Annotated in this window: 17 protein-coding genes; all 17 read left to right on the top strand. The window is 27.6% G+C overall.

Annotated features, from left to right (window positions below):
• Positions 1–96 precede the first annotated feature (96 nt).
• The 17 genes from AC0LWJ_RS03195 to rnhA all read left to right on the top strand — a co-directional run bounded on the left by AC0LWJ_RS03195 (position 97) and on the right by rnhA (position 16,017).
• Positions 97–951, top strand: a complete 855-nt coding sequence (locus tag AC0LWJ_RS03195; RefSeq protein ID WP_284679067.1) for a MurR/RpiR family transcriptional regulator — start codon at positions 97–99, stop codon at positions 949–951.
• 109 nt (positions 952–1,060) lie between these two features.
• Positions 1,061–1,678, top strand: coding sequence for a histidine phosphatase family protein (locus AC0LWJ_RS03190; protein WP_474239437.1), 618 nt, complete (start codon positions 1,061–1,063; stop codon positions 1,676–1,678).
• Positions 1,679–1,681: 3 nt separating this feature from the next.
• A complete protein-coding gene (locus tag AC0LWJ_RS03185; protein ID WP_474239435.1) occupies positions 1,682–2,899 on the top strand; it encodes a BaiN/RdsA family NAD(P)/FAD-dependent oxidoreductase in 1,218 nt (405 codons plus the stop codon).
• A gap of 72 nt (positions 2,900–2,971) precedes the next feature.
• Entirely contained in the window at positions 2,972–3,430 is a 459-nt protein-coding gene (locus AC0LWJ_RS03180; protein ID WP_474239433.1) for a hypothetical protein, read from the top strand.
• A 63-nt stretch (positions 3,431–3,493) separates the two neighbouring features.
• Positions 3,494–3,841: a chorismate mutase gene (gene aroH, locus AC0LWJ_RS03175; RefSeq protein WP_474239441.1), complete on the top strand. Its 348-nt coding sequence runs from the start codon at positions 3,494–3,496 to the stop codon at positions 3,839–3,841.
• Between the two features lie 12 nt (positions 3,842–3,853).
• A complete protein-coding gene (gene cmk, locus AC0LWJ_RS03170; protein WP_474239431.1) occupies positions 3,854–4,507 on the top strand; it encodes a (d)CMP kinase in 654 nt (217 codons plus the stop codon).
• Between the two features lie 14 nt (positions 4,508–4,521).
• Entirely contained in the window at positions 4,522–5,100 is a 579-nt protein-coding gene (locus tag AC0LWJ_RS03165) for a lysophospholipid acyltransferase family protein (protein ID WP_474239429.1), read from the top strand.
• A gap of 62 nt (positions 5,101–5,162) precedes the next feature.
• The gene (locus tag AC0LWJ_RS03160; RefSeq protein ID WP_474239427.1) at positions 5,163–6,011 is read left to right on the top strand and encodes a 4-hydroxy-3-methylbut-2-enyl diphosphate reductase; all 849 of its coding nucleotides are present in this window, start codon (positions 5,163–5,165) and stop codon (positions 6,009–6,011) included.
• Positions 6,012–6,111: 100 nt separating this feature from the next.
• Positions 6,112–6,486, top strand: a complete 375-nt coding sequence (gene speD, locus AC0LWJ_RS03155; protein ID WP_474239425.1) for an adenosylmethionine decarboxylase — start codon at positions 6,112–6,114, stop codon at positions 6,484–6,486.
• A gap of 148 nt (positions 6,487–6,634) precedes the next feature.
• A complete protein-coding gene (locus AC0LWJ_RS03150) occupies positions 6,635–7,411 on the top strand; it encodes a CheR family methyltransferase (protein ID WP_474239423.1) in 777 nt (258 codons plus the stop codon).
• A gap of 109 nt (positions 7,412–7,520) precedes the next feature.
• Positions 7,521–8,933 carry a tRNA (N6-isopentenyl adenosine(37)-C2)-methylthiotransferase MiaB gene (gene miaB / locus AC0LWJ_RS03145; RefSeq protein ID WP_474239422.1) on the top strand — a complete coding sequence of 471 codons (1,413 nt, stop codon included), beginning with the start codon at positions 7,521–7,523 and terminating at the stop codon, positions 8,931–8,933.
• A gap of 93 nt (positions 8,934–9,026) precedes the next feature.
• On the top strand, positions 9,027–11,618 hold the full coding sequence (gene mutS / locus AC0LWJ_RS03140; protein WP_474239420.1) for a DNA mismatch repair protein MutS: 2,592 nt from the start codon (positions 9,027–9,029) through the stop codon (positions 11,616–11,618).
• Positions 11,611–13,443, top strand: a complete 1,833-nt coding sequence (gene mutL / locus AC0LWJ_RS03135; RefSeq protein WP_474239418.1) for a DNA mismatch repair endonuclease MutL — start codon at positions 11,611–11,613, stop codon at positions 13,441–13,443. The genes mutS and mutL overlap by 8 nt, the downstream gene beginning before the upstream one ends.
• 13 nt (positions 13,444–13,456) lie before the next feature.
• A complete protein-coding gene (gene miaA / locus AC0LWJ_RS03130; protein ID WP_474239416.1) occupies positions 13,457–14,404 on the top strand; it encodes a tRNA (adenosine(37)-N6)-dimethylallyltransferase MiaA in 948 nt (315 codons plus the stop codon).
• 43 nt (positions 14,405–14,447) lie between these two features.
• A complete protein-coding gene (gene hfq, locus AC0LWJ_RS03125; protein WP_284679080.1) occupies positions 14,448–14,702 on the top strand; it encodes an RNA chaperone Hfq in 255 nt (84 codons plus the stop codon).
• A gap of 68 nt (positions 14,703–14,770) precedes the next feature.
• Entirely contained in the window at positions 14,771–15,565 is a 795-nt protein-coding gene (gene proC, locus AC0LWJ_RS03120) for a pyrroline-5-carboxylate reductase (RefSeq protein WP_474239412.1), read from the top strand.
• On the top strand, positions 15,562–16,017 hold the full coding sequence (rnhA, locus tag AC0LWJ_RS03115) for a ribonuclease HI (RefSeq protein ID WP_474239410.1): 456 nt from the start codon (positions 15,562–15,564) through the stop codon (positions 16,015–16,017). The genes proC and rnhA overlap by 4 nt, the downstream gene beginning before the upstream one ends.
• Positions 16,018–16,293: the final 276 nt, after the last annotated feature.

The raw sequence follows: 16,293 nt of genomic DNA, 5'->3' as shown, positions 1-16,293 counted from the left end.
TAGAAGGATTTTTTATTTCTATTATACATGATATAATTATCTTAAATAATTTTAAAGATTTAAAAAATAATCTATCAATTTAAAAGGAGCTTAAGTATGGATAAAAAAGAAGATTTACTAAAAAGAATACAGGATAATTATTCAACATTAAGTAAAAGCCAAAAAATAATAGCAGAATACATATTAAATTGCTATGACAAAGCAGCTTATATGACTGCTGCAAAGCTTGGTAAGAGTATCCATGTCAGCGAATCTACAGTTGTAAGATTTGCTAATACGCTTGGATATGATGGATATCCAGAATTGCAGAGTGCTCTTCAAGAATTGATTAAAAATAAACTGACGACCGTTCAGCGATTGGAAATGACTAATGAAACTGATGAAATATCAATATTAAATAATGTACTTAAATCAGATATAGATAATATCAGAAAGACTTTAGAAGAACTTAATAAAGATTCATTTAAAAATGTAATTGGTAATATTTTCAACGCAAAAAAAATTTATATTTTAGGTTTTAGGAGTTCAACGGCAATAGCCGAATACCTTGGTTTTTACTTGAATTTAATCTTAGAAAATGTTACTGTTGTTAAACCAGGTGTTTCAGATGTATTTGAACAAATGTTAAGGGTGAATTCAAATGACCTTGTTATAGGGATAGGATTTCCGAGATACTCGAAAAGAACAATAGAAGTTTTAAAATATGCCAAATCACAGGAGGCTAAGATTGTAACAATAACTGATAGTTTAATATCACCTTTAACTTCAGTAGCTGATGAGGTTCTTATTGCTAAAAGCAATATGTCTTCATTTGTAGACTCCATAGTTGCACCTTTAAGCCTTGTTAATGCACTTATTGTATCAGTTGGAATTAAGGAAAAAGAAAAGATAACTGATACATTTGAGAAATTAGAAACCATTTGGAACGAATATGGCATATATTCATCATAAATATAATAAGTATAAGAAACAGTTAATCTAAATTCTAAGAAAATTAAGAGCAAAAAATGAAAAATACTCATATTAAGTAATTTTTATGCAAATTATTTTGGAGGTAAATATGTCGACACGTTTATACATTGTAAGGCACGGTCAGAGCAAGTGGAATTTAGAAAGTAAAATACAAGGTTCTACTGATATAGAATTATCAGAAGAGGGTATTAAACAAGCTTATTCGCTTGCAAAAAGATTAAAATATGAAAAAATAGATATAATTTATTCCAGCAACCTTTCAAGGGCTTATAAAACTGCTGAAATAATTGCAAAAGAATTTAATATCCAAGTAAATATATTACATGAACTAAGAGAAATAACCTTTGGCGTATGGGAAGGGCTTACAAATATTGAAATCGAAAATCTTTATAAAGAAAAATATCATACATGGAAAACAGATCCAACAAAAGTAGTTATAGAAAATGCTGAAACATTGAAGCAATTACAGGATCGTATATTGAAGGGAATATATCCATTAATTGAAAAAAATAAAGATAAAAATATACTTATTATATCACATGGCACATCAATTAAAGCATTGATATTAGGTCTATTAGGTATAGATTTGAGTTTTTATCCTAAAATAAAGCAAGATAATACAGCTGTAAATATAATAGATATAAAAGACGATGGTAAACCTGTTCTAATTTTACTAAATGATACATGCCATTTGAAGGAGCGATAATAATTGAAAAAAGTCTTTGTAGTAGGTGGTGGTGCTGCAGGATTAATGGCAGCACTAAGTAGTGCAATGTCAGGAAATGATGTGACAATATTTGAAAAAAATGATAGATTAGGAAGGAAATTATTGATAACCGGGAAGGGACGCTGTAATTTAACAAACATAGCAACAGATAATGATTTCATGGATAATATACCAGGTAATAGCAAATTTATTTTTAGTGCATTTAATAAATTCTCAAATATGGATTTAATTAATTTTTTAAATAATAATGGCCTTAGAACAAAAGTTGAAAGAGGAGGCAGGGTTTTTCCTGAATCTGATAAGGCTGTAGATGTTTTGAATTTTTTTATAAAAATGCTTGGTAGATACAATGTTAAAATAAATTATAATTCTCAAGTAAAAGATATAATTACAAAAGGAAATAAAATATCAGGAATCTTAATACATAATGAGATAAAATACTGTGATAGCGTAATTTTAGCAACGGGGGGCTTATCATATCCAGCTACTGGTAGTACAGGAGATGGATATGACTTTGCAAAAAAATTAGGACATACGATAATAGATTTAAAACCCTCTCTTGTTCCACTTATTACATATGAGAATACGAAGGAATTAATGGGTTTATCATTAAAAAATATTAATGCAGGTATATATTATAAAAAAAAATTGATAAAAGAAGAATTTGGTGAATTGCTTTTTACACATTTTGGACTGTCAGGACCTATAATTTTAACACTAAGTAGATATATAAAAGATTATGCAGGTAAAGAACTTTTAATCAAAATTGATTTAAAACCAGCTTTATCAAATGACAAATTGGATAACAGATTATTGAGGGATTTTGAAAAATATTCAAAAAGAGTATTAAAAAATTCATTAGATGATTTGCTTCCACAGACATTAATTCCCTATATAATAAAAATATCTGAGATAGATCCAGAAATAAAGACATCTAAGATTACTAAGGAAGAAAGGAAAAAATTAATACAACATTTAAAATGGCTTACATTTAAAATGAAGGGAACATTACCTATAGAAGAAGCAATAATAACAAGTGGTGGAATCTTCACAAAGGAAATAAATCCATCAACGATGGAATCTAAAATTATAAAAGGATTATTTTTTGCTGGTGAGATTATAGATGTTGACGGATTGACAGGGGGATTTAATCTGCAAATAGCCTTTTCAACAGGTTATGTTGCTGGTCTTAATTCATAATAAGTGCAGAATACTGCATTTTTTTTTTATTATACACATAAAATATAAAATAAATAAGATAGGAGGATAATTGTGGGTAAAAGATTAAAGAAATCAAGCCGTTTTATTGGTTTTGAAAATTTAATAGCTTTACTTATAATAGCAGGTTTTATTACTATCATATTATTTCAAACTACAATGCTTAATAGTACTCTTAGAGTATATTTGAATTCTACAGAAAAAATCGAAGGTATAAATGTAAATACATACTTATCAAAGGAGGGAACATTAAAAATTGAGGTTATAAATGAAGAAAATGCAAATAATGCCTACATATTAGTTGATGGAGAACCTAAAGGGAATTTTAAAAACAAATATATTAATATAAAAGTAAAATCCGGTCAATTAATCGAAATAGATGGAAGTAAATGCAATACGGATATGTATTTCAAAATTTCTGATATAAGTGATAATGTTATCGAACCACAAAAGACTGCTATTGTAAAAGTTGAAAAAAACATTGCTACAGTAGGAAGAGTAAGATTAAAATAATATTGTGATAAATTAATTTTTAATATATAATATAAAAAAAGGCAAGGGAAAGGAGAATGTTCTATTAACGCAATTAGAGGAGCAATTACTACTGAAAATACAAAAGAGAGAATTTTTTCTGATACTGAGGAGCTGATAAAAAAGATTATCGAAGAAAATAATTTAAAAATAGATGATATTATTTCGATTATATTCAGCGCAACAAAGGATTTGGATGCGGCATATCCGGCTGAAGCTGTCAGAAATATTGGAATAACTACAATACCACTGATGTGCTTTCAGGAAATGAATGTAATTGGTAGCTTAAAGAAATGTATAAGAGTAATAATATATGTAAATTGTAATAACAACAGAAAAATTACACACGTATATTTAAAAGGCGCAAAAGTTTTACGCCCCGATATAATTTGAGGCGGTGAATACATGACTATAAAAATTGCTATTGATGGACCTGCAGGTGCTGGAAAAAGTACTGTTGCTAAAATCCTTGCTAAAAAACTAAATTTTGTATATGTAGATACAGGTGCATTATATAGAGCGATTACATATAAAATATTGAAAGAAGGTATCAATATAAATGAGAAAAAAGCTATCCTAAATATTATGAATAACTTTGATATAACATTAAAAAGTGAAAGAATTTTTTTAGATGGCATAGATATTACTGAAGAGATACGAAAACCATATATTTCTCATAATGTTTCACAAATATCACAAATTCCAGAAATAAGAGACTTTATGGTTAAATTACAAAAAGAATTGGCTAATAAAAATAATATAGTAATGGATGGACGAGATATTACGACTGTAGTTATGCCTGATGCACAATTTAAATTTTATATTACTGCAACTGAAGAAATTAGAGCTAAAAGACGTTATAACGAACTAAAAACAAATAATTTTAATATTTCATTCGAAGACATTCTGGATGAAATTAAGATAAGAGATAAAATGGATATGGAAAGAAGCATTGCACCTTTAAAAATAGCCGAAGATGCAATAGTAGTAGATACATCTGATATGACTATTGATGAAGTAACAAATAAATTATATGATATTATTATAAAACAATTATAGGGGGATTCATCAAAATGTTTTATTATATTGCAAAATATATTGTACTTTTCATAATTAAGATATTATTCAAAATACATGTAGAACATATTGAAAATATTCCCAAAGAAGGACCTATAATAATATGTCCTAACCATATTAGTCTACTTGATCCCCCTGTTATTGGTGCATTATTAAACAGAAGAATCTATTTTATGGCTAAATCAGAACTTTTTAAAAACCCTCTCTTAGGTTTTATTCTCAAAAATGGTTTTGGAGCATTTCCTGTTAAAAGAGACAAACCTGATTTAACAGCTATTAAAACAGCTTTAAAACATTTAAAAAACGGACATGCAATATGCATTTTTCCTGAAGGAACAAGGAGCAAAACAGGTAAACTTCAAAAAGCCGAACCAGGTGCATCGTTATTATCTGCAAAAGCACATGCACCTGTTATACCTATTGGAATTAACGGAAATTACAAATTATTTTCTAATATTATTATAAAAGTAGGAAAACCAATTTATCTGGATAATTTTTCAAATGGACGTATTTCACAGCAGGACATGGCTCAAATTGGAGAGATTATAATGAATGAAATTTCAAAATTACTTTAGAATATGAACGAAAAATCAAGCAATATATTAAGATAATATTACTATATCATGGAGGAATTACTGTGAAAGTTATTGTAGCAAATCATGCCGGATTTTGCTTTGGGGTTAAAAGGGCTGTTGAAAAAGCATACGAACAATTAAATAAAAAAGACAATATTAAAACATATACCTTAGGTGAATTGATACATAATCCACATGTAGTAAATGACCTTTATGAAAAGGGTATTAAAAGTATTGAAGATATTAATAGTATTAATGAAAATAGTAGAATAATAATTAGAACACATGGTATTTCTGAAGACCTTTATAGTAAATTAAAAGAAAAAAATTTAGAAATTGAAGATATGACATGTCCATTTGTTAAAAAGGTACAAAATATTGTAAAAAAATATTACAATAATGGATATAATATAATAATTGTTGGTGACGAAAAACATCCTGAAGTTAGAGGAGTAAACGGATGGTGTAATAATACTGCATATATAATTAATTCAAATGATAATATGGATATAATGCCAAAATTCAACAAAGCCTGCGTTGTTGCACAAACGACAATAACACAGGAACAATGGGAAAAGGTTTTAAAAATATTAAAAAATAAAGTTAAAGAGTTAATATCATTTAATACTATTTGTGATGCAACAAACAAAAGGCAAAAGGCAGCTGAAGAGCTTTCACATATAGTTGATATAATGATAGTAATAGGCGGGAAAAAAAGTTCTAATACTCAGAAACTTAAAAAAATCTGTGAAAAAAATTGTAAAAAAACATACCAAATTGAAAGTAAAGAAGAGCTAAATTTAATTTTATTTAAAAAAGATTATACCATTGGTATTACAGCTGGTGCCTCTACACCAGGTTATATAATAAATGATGTTGTAAATGAATTAATGTATAAAAAAGGAGAATAATTAACTGCTGTCATGTTAAATACCTTGACAAAACTCAAAAATCTGATAAAATTTATCTTATTGAATATTAACTTTTATTATGAGGAGGAACGATAGTAGAATGAATGCTTTGGGTCGTCATATTTTGGCAGAAATTTATGGTTGCGATAACAAAATCCTTGACGATTGTAAATTGATTGAGGACATAATGGTAAAAGCAGCTATAGAAGCAGGTGCAGAGGTGTGTGAAGTTGCTTTCCATAAATTCAGCCCCCAGGGCGTAAGCGGGGTAGTAGTTATTTCTGAATCTCATTTAACTATTCATACTTGGCCAGAATTAAATTATGCTGCTGTTGATGTATTTACATGTGGAAGTAATGTTAATCCATGGGATGCTTGTAGTTATTTAACTAAATTATTAAAGGCAAAAAATATGACAGCAACAGAAGTTAAAAGAGGAGTATTTGAACAGCCTGTTAAGGTTTTAAGTTCATAAAATTTTTTAATATAATTTGTATATTAAAAATTTTTTAGTTAAAACTATTAATGAACCTCACAAATACATTGAAACCCCCTTTACATCATTTATAGTGGCTATATCTTAGCCACTTTTTTACATAATAAAATTTTTGGAGGTAAAATTCATGCTAACATATGAAGATTTTGTTTTGAAAATATGCCAATTAACCGGCATAGATTTATCACTATATAAAGAAAAACAAATGAAAAGAAGAATTAATTCATTAATTTTAAACAGTAATTATAAAAATTATGATGACTATTATAAAGCATTAACAACAAATAAAAATTTATACAATGAATTTATAAATTATATAACGATAAATGTAACTGAATTCTTTAGAAACTTAGATCAATGGATCGTTTTGGAAAATGAAATATTGCCCTATCTAATTAAAAAAAACTTAAAAATATGGAGTGCCGCATGCTCAACAGGGGAAGAACCATATACTTTAGCAATGATATTATCAAAGTATATAAATCTTGAAGATGTTAATATTATAGCAACAGATATAGATGCAAATGCGCTTGCTAAAGCACAGAAAGGTATATATACAGATAAAAGTTTGGAAAAAGTGCCTGCTGAATATATAAAAAAATTCTTTACAAAGGTTAATAATACTTCTTACATAATTAGTGAAACATTGAGAAAAAATATAATTTTTAAAAAACATAATTTACTCACGGATAAATATCCTGAAAATGTGAATTTGGTTATATGTCGTAATGTTTTAATATACTTCAATGATAAGGCAAAAAATGATACATATAAAAAAATATATGATTGTCTATCAAATGATGGTGTTTTTTTTGTAGGCGGTACTGAACAAATAATTCTTCCATATAGATATAATTTTGAACCTATAAAAACTTTCTTTTATAAAAAAATCAGCAATAATTAGACTAAGTTAACTATAAGAAACCCTTACATTTGATTTATAATTGCTTGTAGTAAATCCTTATATAATATATAATATTAAAGTAAGTTGCTTGATGGAGGTATATTTATAAATGAATGAAAAAAAAAGTATAATCATATCAGATGAAGCTATAAAGGTACAAAGAAATATTATTAATAAAATTGCAGATTTAAATAAAAACAAATGTCTAAAATTTCACATTCAAACATACGGTTGTCAAATGAATGTACATGATTCAGAGAAACTATCCGGCATGTTAAAGGAAATGGGATATATAAATACAAAAAATATTGAAGAAGCAGATATAATACTTTTTAATACATGTTGTGTGCGAGAACATGTTGAAATAAAAATTCTAAGTAGGGTATCTCAAATAAAAGAACTTAAATCAAGAAAACCAGATGTAATTATTGGTATATGTGGATGTATGATGCAAGAGAAAGAAATAGTCGATAAAATAAAAAATCATTATCCATATGTAGACCTGGTTTTCGGTACACACAATTTATTTAAATTTCCAGAAATTCTATTAAAAGCAATTTTTTCAGATTCTACAGTAATTGATATATGGGATGATAATCCAAATATCATTGAAAATATACCAATAAAAAGAGCTGATTCTATTAAAGCGTGGATAGATATTAATTATGGATGTAATAATTTTTGTACGTATTGTATAGTTCCATATGTAAGAGGAAGAGAAAAAAGCAGAAGACCGGAAAATATTCTTAATGAGATAAAATCTCTGGCTAACAAGGGATATAAAGAAATAACACTTTTGGGACAAAATGTTAATTCATATGGTAATGACCTGCATGAAGGCATAACATTTGCAAAGCTTTTGTACATGGTTAATGGAATAAATGGTATAGAACGAATAAGGTTTATGACTTCGCATCCAAAAGATTTATCTGATGAGTTGATTTTTGCCATGAGGGATCTTGGAAAAGTTTGCGAACATTTGCATTTACCTATTCAATCTGGGAGCAATAGAATACTTAAAAAAATGAATAGAAAATATACAAAAGAAAGTTATTTGGAAATAATAGATAAATTAAGAGTAAATATACCTGATATAGCAATAACAACAGATATTATTGTAGGTTTTCCAGGTGAAACTGAAGAAGATTTTAAAGAAACTTTAGATCTTGTTAAAAAAGTTCGATATGATGCAGCATATACTTTTATATACTCTAAAAGGTCTGGAACACCTGCAGCTGATATGGAAGAACAGGTTGATAAAAATATAAAACATGAAAGGCTCGAAAAATTGATTGAACTACAAAACAAGATAAGTATAGAAAAGAATGCAGAATTAAATGGAAAGATATTGGAGGTATTGGTTGAAGGGATTAGTAAAAGAGATAAAGAGAAATTAACAGGAAGAACAAGAACAAATAAGATTGTTCACTTTTTAGGAAAACCTGATTTAATAGGTAATTTTGTAAATCTAAAGATTAAGAAAACAAAGGCATGGACAATGCAAGGAGAGTTAATTCAATAAATATTGAACATAATTGCTTAGTTTAAACATTGTTTTACCTATTATAATATGTATTTTAAAAACTCTAATTTTAGTTTTAGGAGGTATGGAACTTTGGCTTTTACTCCAATGATGGAACAATACCTTAAAATTAAAAATAAATATAAAGATGCAATTCTTTTTTTCAGACTTGGAGATTTCTATGAGATGTTTTTCGATGATGCAATAATTGCAGCAAAAGAACTTGAAATAGCTTTAACCGGAAAAGACTGCGGACAAAGTGAAAGAGCTCCAATGGCAGGTATACCATATCATACAGCTGATAATTACATTGATAAATTAATTAAAAAAGGATATAAAGTTGCTATATGTGAACAACTGGAAGACCCCTCAATGTCTAAGGGATTAGTCGAGAGAGATGTGGTTAGAATTTATACCCCAGGAACAATAATAAATTTAAATTCCATAGAGGAAAAATCAAATAATTATTTAGTATCAGTATACAAATATAAATTAAATTATGGAATATCAATTGTAGATGTTACAACCGGAGATTTATTTGTAACCGAAATTATAAATTGTAATGATATAAATAAAATTTATGATGAAATTATTAGGTATGAACCATCGGAAATAATAGCAAATTCAGATTTTTTTTCTAATAATAAGCTTATTAAAGCTATTAAAAGCAAACACTGTTATTTAAATAAATTTACATCTGAGAATACATATGAAGAAATGGTTGAACTAATTGAAAATCAATTTAATAATTCTATAGATGAACTTAATTTAGGAAATAAAAAATATGCTATAATTTCTTTATCGTTACTTTTAGAATATTTAAACGGTCTTCATAAGGTACCTTTAAAACAGATAAATAAAATTAACTATTATAAAGACGACTCATTTATGGTCCTTGATAGTAACACTATCAAAAATCTAGAAATAATCGAATCAAGTAAAACAAATTCTAAAAAAGGGTCATTACTGGGAGTTTTGGATAAAACGGTTACTCCAATGGGTGGAAGACTTTTAAAAAAATGGCTTGAAGAACCTTTGATAAAAACAGATAAAATTCAAGTAAGACTTGATGCAGTTGAAGAATTATTAAATGATTATAAAGGAAGGATAGAACTTAATGAAGCTTTAAATGGAATCTATGATTTAGAAAGACTATCAAGCAAAATAGTTTATCAGAATATAAACGCAAAAGATTTTATTTCAATAAAAATTTCACTTGAAAAATTACCTCAAGTCAAAGAAAATTTGAAAAAATATAATACATTACTTTTAAAAGAATTATATTTAAAATTAGATACCTTAGAAGATATATACAAACTAATTGAAGAATCTATTAAAGAAGACCCTTCAACTTCATTAAAAGAAGGTAATATAATAAAAGATGGTTATGATGAAAATATTGATAAACTGCGTAAAGCTTCAATAGAAGGTAAAGATTGGATTGCAAATCTTGAAGCAAGTGAAAGGTACAAAACAGGGATTAAAACATTAAAAGTCGGATACAACAAGGTATTTGGGTATTATATAGAAATAACTAAGTCAAACTTATCTATGGTTCCAGATACTTACATAAGAAAGCAGACTCTATCAAATGCAGAAAGATATATTACTCCTGAATTAAAAGAAATAGAAGAAACAATTTTAACTGCAGAGGAAAAATTAATCAACATGGAATATGAAGTATTTAATAATATAAGAAGGAAACTTGAAATGCAGATAAATAGAATCCAAAATGCCGCAAAAATTATTGCATTTTTGGATGTATTACTTTCACTTGCTGTTGTAGCAGAAACGAATTATTATGTTAAACCATTAGTAAACAATAACAATAAAATTTTTATAAAAGATGGAAGACATCCAGTTATAGAAACAATTTTGGAAGAAAATTTCGTTTCAAATGATATAGAGTTAAGCAGCCAAGATCCAATAATGATAATTACTGGACCTAATATGGCAGGTAAATCAACATATATGAGGCAGATTGCACTAATTATTTTAATGGCACAGATAGGCTCCTTTGTACCTGCATCATATGCTGAAATAGGAATTGTTGATAGAATATTTACAAGAGTGGGAGCTTCTGATGATTTGTTTTCAGGTCAAAGCACATTTATGGTTGAAATGAGTGAAGTATCAAATATTTTAAAATCTGCTACAGATAAAAGCCTGATAATACTTGATGAGGTTGGACGTGGGACCAGCACATATGATGGTATGAGCATTGCATGGTCAGTTCTTGAATATATACATGAAACAATAAAAGCTAAAACATTATTTGCTACACATTATCATGAACTGACAAATTTGGAAAAACAATTAAATGGAATAAAAAATTATAATATTTCTGTTGTAGAAAAAAACGATGATATAATATTTTTAAGAAAAATAATACCAGGTGCGGCTGATAAAAGTTATGGAATACAAGTATCAAAACTTGCTGGATTACCAGACTGTATTATAGAAAAAGCAAAAGAAATTTTAAGTAATCTTGAAAATAATAAAAAAGAAATTATTACGGAAGCTGCAGCAACGATGCAAATAGATATCTTTGGGATAGAAAAGGATAATTTCATAAAAGAAATATCTGAATGCGATATAGATAACATGACACCGCTAAATGCTTTAAATTATCTAAATGTCCTAAAGAAAAAAGCTTTTGTTTTAAGGTGTGATAATCATGAATAAAATTATGCTTCTTGAAGAATCGTTAATAAACAAAATTTCAGCAGGTGAAGTAGTAGAAAAACCTGCCTCAATTGTAAAAGAATTGGTTGAAAATTCTATAGATGCAGATAGCAAAAATATAACAATCGAAATAGAAGGCGGTGGCATACCCTATATAAAAATAACTGATGATGGTTGTGGTATGAATGAAATTGATGCCGTACTTGCCTTTGGCAGGCATGCTACTAGCAAAATAAAATCTATAAACGATTTATACAATATAAATACCCTTGGGTTTAGAGGTGAAGCTCTTGCAAGTATATCATCAATTTCAAAAGTAACACTACTTACCCGTGAAGATAATGCATTATATGGGACAAAAATCGTAATAGAAGGTGGCAAAATAATCGAAAAAAATACCTGTGGATGTCAAAAAGGCAGTACTGTTGAAGTTAGAGATGTTTTTTTTAATACGCCTGCCAGAAGAAAATTTCTAAAACGCCCTTCAACAGAAGCCATGTATATAACTAATATTATTACAAAAATCTGTCTTGCACATCCGGAAATATCGTTTAAATATATTAAAGATAAAAAACTGGAATTTATAACTTCTGGAAATGGGGATGTATTAGATGTCATATTAAGATTATATGGAAAAGAAATATATACTTCATTAATAAAGACTGAAAATAATAATGAATATTTAAAGATAAAAATGTATCTTAGTAAGCCTGAATTTACAAAATCAAATAGGGAAATGCAATTATTATTTGTGAATGGAAGATATGTGAAAAATAAAGTATTTAATGCAGCAATTGAAGAAGGATATAAAACTTTAATACCTGTTAATAGATACCCCGCAGTTATAACATATATTTATCTTGATTCCAGAGAAATTGATGTTAATGTGCATCCAACAAAATTAGAAATAAAGTTTTCAGATGAAAAAACTATTTTTAATTCAATATATGAAACTATAAAGGATTGCTTAGGAAAAACAAATATAATACCTGAAGCAAGGATCAATAATTATTTTAAGCTTGAAAGCCATAAAGAGTCCATTGATAAACAAAACAGCCTTTTTCTTGCCCATTCTTTACAGGATAATAAATCAGAACAAAATCAAAAAGAAGAGCAATGTGGTATTGATGATAATAATACTAAAACAATTTTTGAAAGTAAGGAATCTGAAAAAGTATTTGATAAAAATTTCAATGATAGTGAATCAATGTATCTATATAGCAAAAACTATAAATGTGACAATATGTATGATAATTATGATTTTAAAATAATAGGTACTTTATTTTCAACATATATCATTATTGAAAAAAATAATGTGTGTTATTTAATCGATCAACATGCAGCACATGAGAGAATTTTATATGAAAAATTTATGTCCCAATATAACAAAATAGAAGGAAAACAAACAACAATACCCATAGTTGTTGATATGGCACCTGGCAATGAAGAAATTTTAAAGCAAAATATAAATATATTAAGAAGGTTTGGGTATAAATTTGAATGGTTTGGCAATAATTCTGTGATATTAAGGGAAGTTCCAATTATTTTAGGACAACCCGAAGCAAGACAATTATTCATAGATATTATTGATAAACTTAAAGAAAAAGATTCTACAAATAATATCAATTTAAAAGAAGAAGATATAATAATGATGGCCTGCAAAAAAGCGGTAAAATCAATGGATAAATTATCACATGAAGAGATTTATAAATTATTTAATGACTTAAAAATAACTGAAAATCCATATACATGTCCACATGGACGTCCAGTTATTGTATCTATAACAAAATATCAACTTGAAAAAATGTTTAAGCGTATTAAATAGAGGGTGATTAAGTGTGTCTATACCTTTGTTAATAATTGTAGGACCAACTGCTACAGGAAAAACAAAACTATCCATAGAACTGGCCAAATATTATGATGGAGAAATAATATCATCAGATTCAATGCAGATATATAAAAAAATGAATATTGGAACGGCTAAAATAACCAATGAAGAAAAATTAGATATACCACATTATATGCTGGACATAGTAGAACCAAATGAAGAATTCAGTGTAGCAGAGTATGAAAAAATGGTAAAACCAATTATCAAAGACATAAACGAAAGGGGTAAATTGCCAATTATCGTTGGAGGAACAGGTTTATATATTAATTCAATAATATATACAATGAATTTTTCAGAATGTATCAATAATCCTGATTATAGAAACAAAATGAAAGAATTATCTAAAAAAAATGGTAATGAATTTTTACATGCCAAATTAAAACAAATTGACCCTGAAACAGCAAAAAAATTACACCCTAATGATGTAAAAAGGATAATTAGAGCATTAGAAGTTTATGAATTTACAGGAAAACCAATTTCACATTATCAAAAAGAAAGCGGTAAAAAATTGAATAAAGACTATAATCCGTATATGATTGGTTTGAATTATAGAGACAGAAATATACTTTATGAGAAGATTGACAACAGAATAGATCAAATGATTGAAAATAATTTGATTGAAGAAGTGGTAAACTTACTCAAAATAGGGTATAATAAATGTGATACATCTATGCAGGCTTTAGGATATAAGGAAATTGTAGAATATCTTGAAGGTAAAACAACCTTGGAAGAAGCCATTGAAAAGTTGAAAAAAGGGACAAGGAGGTATGCAAAAAGGCAAATTACCTGGTTTAAAAGCTATGATTTTATTAAGTGGTTTTATGTTGATGACTTTCACGATTTTAAAGAACTCAAAAAAAAAATTATTGAATATTTAGCAGGAAAATTAAGATTTTAATAGAATATAAAATAATATTATAACATCAAAAAGGGGGATGGCTATGAATCAAAAAACAGCTATCAATTTACAGGATATTTTTTTAAACCAGGTTAGAAAAGAACATATTTCAGTAACGGTATACTTAATTAATGGTTTCCAATTAAAGGGAATGGTAAAAGGATTTGATAATTTTACTGTTGTTTTAGAAACCGAAAACAAACAACAGCAGTTGATTTATAAGCATGCTGTTTCTACAATAACTCCTTTAAAACCTGTAATATTTTCTGCAACTGAAAAGGAAGAAAGCAGTAAGTAATATGCAAACAAAAAACAGTATTAGCATCTCTAATACTGTTTTTGCAATAAAGAAGGGATGTGTTTAATGTGAGGATTGGCTTTATTGGTATGGGTAATATGGGAACAGCATTATTAAAAACTATTATTAATGCTAAGTTATTAAGCCCAAAAAACATATTTGTATACGATATTTCGCATGATAAATTAAATAAATTAAAAAATGAATTATATGTAAATATTTCAGCTAATAATAAATCTCTGGTAGATAACAGTGATATAATAATTCTTGCAGTTAAACCTAATATTTATGATACGGTTTTAAGAGAAATTAAGGATTTAATAGATAATAATAAAATAATAATAACAATAGCTCCTGGAATTTCTATCGAACATGTAAGAAATATTGTATCAAAAGGTAAAATCGCTCGCACAATACCTAATACACCGGCTTTAATTGGAGAGGGTATTACCGCGATAACATATTCAAATGATTTTAGTGATGAAAATAAAAAAATAGTACAGGATATATTTAAATCATGTGGTGAGATTGTAGAGATAGATGAAAAATTGATAGATATTGCAATGGCAGTTTCCAGTTGCAGTCCTGCGTTTGTATATATGTTTATAGAGGCAATTGCCGATGCTGGAGTATCACTTGGTTTAACAAGAGATATAGCATACAAACTTGCATCAAAAGCTGTTTCTGGCTCAGGAAGTATGGTTTTAAAAACAGGAATGCATCCAGGTCAGCTTAAAGATATGGTGACATCACCTGCTGGTACAACAATACAAGGGGTAAGAACGTTGGAGAAATATGGCATGAGAAGTGCTGTAATAGAAGCAATAATAGCATCATATGAAAAGGTTAAAAGTTTAAAATGATAAAAGGTGATAAAAAAGCTTTAGTAGAAATTTATACAGATGGGGCTTGCAGTGGAAATCCAGGTCCTGGTGGTTGGGGTGCAATATTGATTTATGAGGGCATTAAGAAAGAAATATCAGGTTATGAAGAAAACACAACAAATAATAGAATGGAACTTACAGCAGCTATAAAAGCTTTAAGTATGTTAAAAAAACCATGTAACGTTAATTTATATAGTGACAGCAGTTATTTGGTAAATGCTTTTAATCAGGGGTGGATTATTAAATGGCAAAAGAAAAATTGGGTAAAATCAGATAAAACACCTGTCGAAAATCAGGACCTTTGGAATAAGTTGTTAGAGCTAACATCTATACATAATGTAAACTGGATAAAAGTTAAAGGACATGCAGATAATGAATACAATAATAAATGTGATAAACTTGCAACAGAACAAATTAAAAAGATGAAATAGATAATTTTTACAATATTTTATTAGGTTTTTAATAGGCAAGTATACAAGTATTTATTTGGAAATACTTGTATACTTGCCTAATTTTTAATTGGATTTAAGTAAAAGATTCAATTAATCCTAAAATAACAATAATAATACCTGATGCTAAATAGCAATTTCCCATAAAATACCCTGAAATAATAGTTAAATAATTTTCAAATTTTAAAGTAATGTTATAGAACAGATTATTAAGAATATCATATGGCTTTAATTTTTGATATAATATTAATAGAGGAT

This window comes from Aceticella sp. 75b-Ac (assembly GCF_056032965.2).
The sequence above is the reverse complement of the archived record's forward strand: the minus strand, read 5'-3'. Positions and strand labels throughout refer to the sequence as shown.

Bases quoted from the DNA above. Each gene is read 5' to 3' on its own strand.
- rnhA (WP_474239410.1), top strand. From the start codon at position 15,562: ATGATAAAAGGTGATAAAAAAGCTTTAGTAGAAATTTATACAGATGGG.
- AC0LWJ_RS03165 (WP_474239429.1), top strand. From the start codon at position 4,522: ATGTTTTATTATATTGCAAAATATATTGTACTTTTCATAATTAAGATA.
- AC0LWJ_RS03190 (WP_474239437.1), top strand. From the start codon at position 1,061: ATGTCGACACGTTTATACATTGTAAGGCACGGTCAGAGCAAGTGGAAT.
- AC0LWJ_RS03150 (WP_474239423.1), top strand. From the start codon at position 6,635: ATGCTAACATATGAAGATTTTGTTTTGAAAATATGCCAATTAACCGGC.
- mutL (WP_474239418.1), top strand. From the start codon at position 11,611: ATGAATAAAATTATGCTTCTTGAAGAATCGTTAATAAACAAAATTTCA.
- AC0LWJ_RS03195 (WP_284679067.1), top strand. From the start codon at position 97: ATGGATAAAAAAGAAGATTTACTAAAAAGAATACAGGATAATTATTCA.
- speD (WP_474239425.1), top strand. From the start codon at position 6,112: ATGAATGCTTTGGGTCGTCATATTTTGGCAGAAATTTATGGTTGCGAT.
- hfq (WP_284679080.1), top strand. From the start codon at position 14,448: ATGAATCAAAAAACAGCTATCAATTTACAGGATATTTTTTTAAACCAG.
- miaB (WP_474239422.1), top strand. From the start codon at position 7,521: ATGAATGAAAAAAAAAGTATAATCATATCAGATGAAGCTATAAAGGTA.
- cmk (WP_474239431.1), top strand. From the start codon at position 3,854: ATGACTATAAAAATTGCTATTGATGGACCTGCAGGTGCTGGAAAAAGT.